Annotated in this window: 7 protein-coding genes; all 7 read right to left on the bottom strand. The window is 42.5% G+C overall.

Annotated elements, in window-relative coordinates:
* Positions 1-28 precede the first annotated feature (28 nt).
* The gene (locus tag NBH07_RS02845; protein WP_005862361.1) at positions 29-832 is read right to left on the bottom strand and encodes a PP2C family protein-serine/threonine phosphatase; all 804 of its coding nucleotides are present in this window, start codon (positions 830-832) and stop codon (positions 29-31) included.
* Positions 833-844: 12 nt separating this feature from the next.
* Positions 845-1,360, bottom strand: a complete 516-nt coding sequence (locus NBH07_RS02850) for an FHA domain-containing protein (RefSeq protein ID WP_005857052.1) — start codon at positions 1,358-1,360, stop codon at positions 845-847.
* Positions 1,357-1,611, bottom strand: a complete 255-nt coding sequence (locus NBH07_RS02855) for a hypothetical protein (RefSeq protein ID WP_005857054.1) — start codon at positions 1,609-1,611, stop codon at positions 1,357-1,359. The genes NBH07_RS02850 and NBH07_RS02855 overlap by 4 nt, the downstream gene beginning before the upstream one ends.
* A gap of 142 nt (positions 1,612-1,753) precedes the next feature.
* Complete coding sequence (locus NBH07_RS02860) at positions 1,754-2,407, bottom strand: FHA domain-containing protein (protein WP_005857056.1); 654 nt, start codon at positions 2,405-2,407, stop codon at positions 1,754-1,756.
* 4 nt (positions 2,408-2,411) lie between these two features.
* Entirely contained in the window at positions 2,412-2,801 is a 390-nt protein-coding gene (locus NBH07_RS02865; protein WP_005857058.1) for a LytTR family DNA-binding domain-containing protein, read from the bottom strand.
* A gap of 58 nt (positions 2,802-2,859) precedes the next feature.
* Complete coding sequence (locus NBH07_RS02870) at positions 2,860-3,954, bottom strand: PAS domain-containing sensor histidine kinase (protein WP_009017419.1); 1,095 nt, start codon at positions 3,952-3,954, stop codon at positions 2,860-2,862.
* A gap of 380 nt (positions 3,955-4,334) precedes the next feature.
* On the bottom strand, positions 4,335-7,055 hold the full coding sequence (gene ppdK / locus NBH07_RS02875) for a pyruvate, phosphate dikinase (RefSeq protein ID WP_005857062.1): 2,721 nt from the start codon (positions 7,053-7,055) through the stop codon (positions 4,335-4,337).
* Positions 7,056-7,492 lie beyond the last annotated feature (437 nt).

Genomic DNA, 7,492 nt, shown 5'->3' on the forward strand with positions numbered 1-7,492 from the left:
TCCATTTAATCTGCCAAAAGTACGTTATTTATATAAAAGAATAAAGAAAAGAGAGAATATTTTGCTTAAAACCCATGCTATCTTCCACTTTTTGAATAGGTATGATATAAAAAGAAAAATTATCCCGAGTCTTGCCGTCACAGGCTTCCATGAGAGCGTCCTTTATTTCCGGAACAGATAAACGACCATTAAATATCTCTGCAATCTTTTCATTCTTCAGTCTTTCAAGAACCCCGTCCGTACAAAGAAAGAGGAAATCGTCGGGTTGAATATCGTTCAAGGTAATAATGTCCGCTTCTGTTGGAGTATGAGTGCCTTGTATAGCCCGGATAATCACATTCCGCTGGGGGTGGGTTAACGCTTCTTCCGGAGTGATCTTACCTAATTTAACCAACGAATTTACCAATGAATGATCTTCTGTTTGATATAAAATCTCCCCCTTCCTCAGATGATAGATCCGGCTATCTCCGATATGAGCCAATACGATTCCGGAAGAAGCGATATAGGCCATGGTGAGCGTAGTAGCCATACCCATCGCTTCCGGATGCTCTTGAACATAGGAGTCGAAACAGACTTCCGCATAATGTACGGCTTTATGGATAAACTCTGGCGTGGGATCATCCTTTAGGAACGTAGAAAAGAAAGTTTGTATGGACTCGCAAGCTAATGAGCTGGCTACCTCCCCTTTCTCGGCTCCACCCACACCATCGCAAACCATAAACAATTTTTGGTCAAGGGTCACTTGTTCGGGAAGCGGGTAAATGGAATCCTCGTTATTCGATCTGCCTCCTTTTTCCGTAATAGCACATGGCTTACCGATCGTTATAATCATAACAAATGAGTTTTATTCATTAAAACGTAAGACGGTGCGACCAATAATAATCTCGTCATTATCATTGAGCACGACCACCTCGCCATTCTCTAGGTAACTGTTATTATATAACGTATGGTTTTTACTATTATTGTCGGTAAGGAAATGTTTATATCCACCTTTTGAATCTTTTTTCACCTCAATGCAAATATGCTCGCGACTCATCGTGCGATCAGCCGTGATAATTGGCATCGTAGCTTGTGAGGCGTTCGACTTCCGGCCAATGACAACCTTCCCTTCGTGAAGAGGAAACGCTTGTTCAGGTGTATCGGCGTCTGGAAGAACCGTCAGTCTGCCGATTCCAGTCTTGACAGGTGTCACTAAAATCGTATCGGAATCGACTTCCTGATGATTACTTTTCTCGGATAATAAGGACAAAGGAATAGGCTCTTTGCATTTCGGACACTTAAAGGAGGTAATGCCGAGGGGAATCTTCCCCTCGGCTACCTTTAATCCTACATGGCAATGTGGACATTTAACTGCGATCATACGATAAACGAAATATCTGCGCCATCCATATCCGTAGAGTACAGATCCATCATATCTGTATCGGAAAGCATAACCGTATCGTCCGCCAATGTTATAAAGTCTGAATGATCGAAAGACTCGATGCTACTATCGTCTATAACTATGGCGTCGCCTAGGTCGACACCTCCTCCTTCCACGTCTATTATGACAGCATCCGCTGGCATGACGTCATTGCCGTCTAAAGTTACGAATGTATATTCCTCTTCTTGCATAACCTTTGTTCCTAATATATTAATATTCCGAAAACAAAAGTACAAAAAGCAATGGATTAATAAACTTGTTATTCTCTCTTATAATCAAACATTTGGGTTTCATGTACAAAAGAGGCTGTTTTACTATACGAAAAGAAAAGGCTCATTCTCTCACCCATTTGGCCTTACAGGAAGAAACTGGGCATTGCTTTCGGTTTTTCAATGATTCCCAAGGGATCTCACCCAAGAATGTCCCACATTTCGGGCAAACATAGTCTATCTTAAATTGATTGGCGATATCCTGCAATTGCTGGGGAATCTTGGCCGACTGCTTGGCTCCTAGATAGATTCCTACCGTAGGGGCACAAATCGTTATCAGGAGGCTGATGCCGAATAGCTCCGGGCTACCTTTCCCTAAGAAGCCTATCACGACCCCCACTATTCCGGGCAAAGCAAATGGTAAGGATTGAAATAATCTGGTCTTAAACTGATTAGAGGATTGAATCTTAACTTTTGCTTGAATATAATCATCGTAGACTTTTTTCAATGCGGCAAATTCATCGCTATAATCATTATTGTATTTAAGCACCTCGGAAAGATTTAATACATAGCTATCCCCCAAGCGAATATGATCCGTAGGAGTAACACGTTTCTTTACGATCTGGGCACCATTCACGAACGTACCGTTAGTAGATCCCGTATCCTCCAATAATAAGTTGCCACCATCCTCACGTATCAGACGGGCATGATGGCGGCTTACATGAGGATCGTTTGCAATAAAATCGTTGTCTTTTGCTTTTCCTATCTTTATAATCATCGTCTTATTCCTTTTCCTCTTCCTCTTGAGGCTTTCCCATCTCCTTCTCAAGATTATCTTTCAGCACTTTCAACGGATCCTTGGATATTACCAACTCTTTAGGCTTACCCTCTTCCGTCAATAATAATAAACGCTGCTTAGGGAGATTTATTTGTAAGATATGATTTTTATTTATGATATGACTTTTTCCGACACGCATTAATATCTTGTTACAACCAGCGACCTGCTTCTCTAAGATCTCTTCTATTTTTCCGATATTTATAGCGAAGGTAAATTGGATGCCATTTGACAACAATAGTTTCGTATAGTTCCTGTCTGCTTCAAAATAAAGGATCTGACCAATCTTAATGCGCAACAACTCATCCCTTGTTTTTATAATTAAATACCGCTCCATACGTAGAAATTGTTTTTTCGTTTCTCTTTCAAAAACAAATATACGGTATTTTCTTTATTTAATAGGTATCTTTTGGGGGAAAGATTGGTAAAGTGCACCAAAAACAAGAGCCTTTTCCCTGCTCAGAAGAGACACCGATACGCCCTCCCAGCCTTTCAATTATATTTTGGCAGATAGAAAGTCCAAGCCCTATGCCTTGCTTTTGGTTTCGTCCTTTATAAAAACGATCGAACACATGAAGTTTTATTTCCTCCGACATTCCTTCCCCCGTATCGGTCACGGATAACAGAACCTCGTTCTCCATGGCTTGATATGACAAGATGATGCTACCTATAGAGGTGTACTTAATTGCGTTTGTTATAAAATTGCCAAGAACTTGTTTCAAACGGATACGGTCGGAGCGTAATAAAAAGGAATCCAAAGATGCCGGATAGGTCAAAGCTACTCCTCTCGGTACTTTGATCTGGAAAGAAGCTACCGTTTCTACAATAAGTTGTCTTAGATCAAATTCCATGAAATCAAAGGTCATGGTACCAGACTCGAGCTTAGCCAGATCCAATACATCATTAACGATACCCAATAATAACTCATTATTGGTCTGAATAAGATTAATATACTCTTGTCTTAGCTCACCATCCTCTTCATCCCCTAAAAGAGAAGAGAATCCGACAATAGCGTTTAATGGCATGCGGATCTCATGGCTGATGTTTGCCAAAAAGGAGGATTTCAAACGCTCTGATTTCTCGGCCTTCAGCATTCGTTCTTCCATCGCTTTCAGTTCAGATATATCATAATTCATCAGTAATAGGATGGGGCTTGATTTCTCCAGACCCGCCTCCATTATATCCAGACGAATCCATTTCCATCCCTCGCCATCCTTGACCCGGGCTTCCCGTTGATCATGATCAGTTTCTCCGTGGACAAGTCGGCTCAAGGAAGTTTTCAAGCATTCACGGTCTTCTGGCTTGACATTGGAATATATGCCTACTATCTGGCTCAATGGAGTTCCCGGAACTTCACCCATATTCAGATACCATTGTTCCATCGCCACTCCTTCCCCAGTGGACAAATCATACTTTGCGCAGCCGATCTTGGCACGATGACTTATCTGAGGAAAAAAAAGCTCGAACTCTATGCCTAATGTCGTTTTCATATATATCCGTTCTCATTATATTTATGCAAAAAGAGGGTTTAGCCATAAAAAACGAATGAATTAATCGTTCGTTTTAATTAGTCGTTTATATCGATTATTTTATAGGGAACATATAGGTTTAGTAAAATACCCAAAAAACCGCATCAAAATTATATTCTAAAGTCTTTTTGACTTTCATAAGTAAATGTTTTTTGCGATATTTGCAAACGACTAATTAAAACGAACGATTAAACTAGTCGTTTTGTTGCCTTCCCCACCACTTCAATATCCTGATATATAAGATTATACCATATGACTATAAAAAAATAGAGGGTAGATTGATCACTCAATCCACCCTCCTGCCTATCGTGTGCTTAAACTATTAAAAATCAACCCCTTGATTAGTCTTCTAGAGCCGCTTGCGCCGCCGCGATACGAGCGATGGGCACTCTAAAAGGTGAACATGATACGTAATTCAAGCCAACTTTATGGCAGAACTTAACGGAAGAAGGCTCACCACCATGCTCGCCGCAAATACCACATTTCAAATCCGGACGGATGGCACGACCTTTCTCAGTTGCCATACGAACCAGCTGTCCTACACCATTTTGGTCTAGTACTTGGAACGGATCGACCTTCAAAATCTTCTTCTCTAAGTAAACCGGTAAGAAGGAAGCGATATCGTCACGAGAGTAACCAAATGTCATCTGAGTCAAATCATTCGTTCCGAATGAGAAGAATTCGGCGCTGGAAGCGATACGATCCGCTGTCAATGCCGCACGAGGAATCTCGATCATCGTACCTACCTTGAATTCGATACGATCGCCAACTTCCTTGAATAGCTCTTCGGCCGCGGTACGGATCACCTTCTCTTGTTCCTTGAATTCATATAAGATTCCTGTTAATGGTACCATGATTTCCGGTTTAGCCTCAATACCTTCTTTCTTCAAATCCAAAGCGGCACCTAAAATGGCCCGAGTCTGCATTTCCGTAATTTCCGGATATGTATTACCTAGACGGCAACCACGGTGACCCAACATCGGGTTATGCTCGCAAAGAGATTCCACACGTTTTTGGATCTCCTTAACGGACACGCCCATTGTCTCAGCCATTTCCTCTTGACCTTTCAAATCGTGAGGAACGAACTCATGCAAAGGAGGATCGAGCAAACGAACGGTAACAGGACATCCGGCCATAGCCTTGAAGATACCCTTAAAGTCCTCTTTCTGATAAGGAAGGATCTTCGCCAACGCTTTCTTACGACCTTCAGCGTCCTCGGCCAAGATCATCTCACGCATAGCTTTGATCTTCTCACCTTCGAAGAACATATGCTCCGTACGGCAAAGGCCAATACCAACGGCACCGAAGCTACGAGCGATCGAAGCGTCGTGAGGCGTATCAGCGTTTGTACGAACTTGTAATTTTGTATATTTATCGGCTAAAGCCATTAGCTCCGCGAAGTCACCTGACAACTCTGCCGCTTTCGTCTCGACCTGTCCTACATAGACTTCCCCGGTCGTACCATTGATAGAGATATAATCACCTTCTTTCAAGGTTACGCCATCGACGTCTACAGTCTTGTTCTTATAATCGATATTCAAGGCACCAGCGCCGGATACACAGCACTTACCCATGCCACGAGCCACGACAGCGGCGTGAGAAGTCATACCTCCACGAGCGGTAAGGATACCTTCGGCGACAGCCATACCGGCCAAGTCTTCCGGAGAAGTCTCAATACGGACCATGACAACCTTTTTGCCATCGGCATGCCATTTAGCGGCATCATCAGCGAAGAATACGATCTGTCCGGTAGCGGCACCCGGTGAAGCCGGCAAACCTTTTACCCATACTTTCGCCTGTTTCTCGGCTTTTTTATCGAATACTGGGTGAAGCAACTCATCCAGTTTATTCGGCTCGATACGGTTCAACGCTGTTTTCTCGTCGATCATGCCTTGATGCAATAAGTCGATAGCGATTTTCACCATAGCGGCACCGGTACGTTTGCCGTTACGGGTTTGCAAGAACCAAAGTTTACCCTCTTGTACGGTAAACTCCATATCTTGCATATCCCGATAATGATCTTCCAATTTCTCTTGGATAGCGTCTAATTGCTTATAGATTTCCGGCATGGCTTCTTCCATAGACGGATATTTAGCGATACGTTCTTCTTCTGAGATTCCGGCACGTTCAGCCCAACGTTGTGAACCGATCTTCGTAATCTGTTGCGGGGTACGGATACCTGCTACAACATCCTCACCTTGAGCGTTAATCAAGTACTCGCCATTGAACAAGTCCTCACCATTACCCGCGTCACGAGAGAAACAAACGCCTGTAGCGGAAGTATCGCCCATATTACCGAATACCATGGCTTGTACGCTAACCGCCGTTCCCCACTCGTCTGGAATACCTTCCATCTTACGATACAGGATAGCACGCTCATTCATCCAGCTATTGAACACGGCACAGATAGCGCCCCACAATTGTTCATAAGCGCAAGTCGGGAAATCCTGTCCGGTCTGGGCCTTAACGGCTGCCTTAAATTTAGAGACCAATGTTTTCAAATCTTCAACGTCAAGCTCGTTATCTAACTTAACGCCTTTCGCTTTCTTTACTTCCTCGATGATCGCCTCAAACGGATCGATATCCTCTTTGCTTGTCGGTTTCATGCCTAATACGACATCTCCGTACATTTGAACGAAACGACGATAAGAGTCCCAAGCGAAACGAGCGTTGCCCGTCTTACGAGACAATCCTTCCACTACCTCGTCGTTCAAGCCAAGGTTCAATATCGTATCCATCATACCTGGCATGGACGCACGGGCACCGGAGCGAACTGAAACTAACAGAGGATTGGCAACATCACCGAACTTAGAGTTCATTAACGTTTCGATATTAGCGATCGCCTTCTCAACATCCGCTTTCAGCAACTCTACGACTTTATCTTTGCCTAACTCGTAATACTCTATACAAACTTCTGTTGTAATCGTGAATCCCGGAGGAACCGGTACACCAATCAGATTCATCTCGGCAAGGTTAGCGCCTTTACCACCCAGCAGATTTCTCATATCTGCCTTACCTTCGGCTTTTCCATTTCCGAACGTGTAAACTCTTTTTCTTTCCATATTCGACAGTATTGAATTTAGATTCTAGTTTTGTTGATTTCAACTGTTATATTGCTATCTCAACTTTGCAATGCTGCAAATATATGCTATTTCTACTTTGCAAGCACGAATAGCGTTAAAGATTTTTACATGTTTTACAACTATTCTTTACCATTTATATCCAGCAAATGCTTACATTTGCGTGCGGAAGTTTGTTGACGCTTCCATTTCCCATCGGATTTCCCGCCTATCTCTTTGCCCCTTACATATAATTATATGATCTTTTTCTTTTATTTGTGTCTATTTATTTCCAATAGGAAGACTCAGGAGTTTTTTGTCTTATGCTGATATAGGTAGACACATTCAATAACAATAAAATGTGTAATTATTATGCGCAAAAAACATGAGCATTACAGCGAAGAAGAGAAATTGCATCTTCTTCATTCTTATTATCAATC

Origin of the sequence: Parabacteroides sp. B2-S-102 (assembly GCF_023656665.1) — a bacterium.
GTDB lineage: Bacteria > Bacteroidota > Bacteroidia > Bacteroidales > Tannerellaceae > Parabacteroides > Parabacteroides distasonis.

Bases quoted from the DNA above. Each gene is read 5' to 3' on its own strand.
- NBH07_RS02845 (WP_005862361.1), bottom strand. From the start codon at position 832: ATGATTATAACGATCGGTAAGCCATGTGCTATTACGGAAAAAGGAGGC.
- NBH07_RS02850 (WP_005857052.1), bottom strand. From the start codon at position 1,360: ATGATCGCAGTTAAATGTCCACATTGCCATGTAGGATTAAAGGTAGCC.
- NBH07_RS02855 (WP_005857054.1), bottom strand. From the start codon at position 1,611: ATGCAAGAAGAGGAATATACATTCGTAACTTTAGACGGCAATGACGTC.
- NBH07_RS02860 (WP_005857056.1), bottom strand. From the start codon at position 2,407: ATGATTATAAAGATAGGAAAAGCAAAAGACAACGATTTTATTGCAAAC.
- NBH07_RS02865 (WP_005857058.1), bottom strand. From the start codon at position 2,801: ATGGAGCGGTATTTAATTATAAAAACAAGGGATGAGTTGTTGCGCATT.
- NBH07_RS02870 (WP_009017419.1), bottom strand. From the start codon at position 3,954: ATGAAAACGACATTAGGCATAGAGTTCGAGCTTTTTTTTCCTCAGATA.
- ppdK (WP_005857062.1), bottom strand. From the start codon at position 7,055: ATGGAAAGAAAAAGAGTTTACACGTTCGGAAATGGAAAAGCCGAAGGT.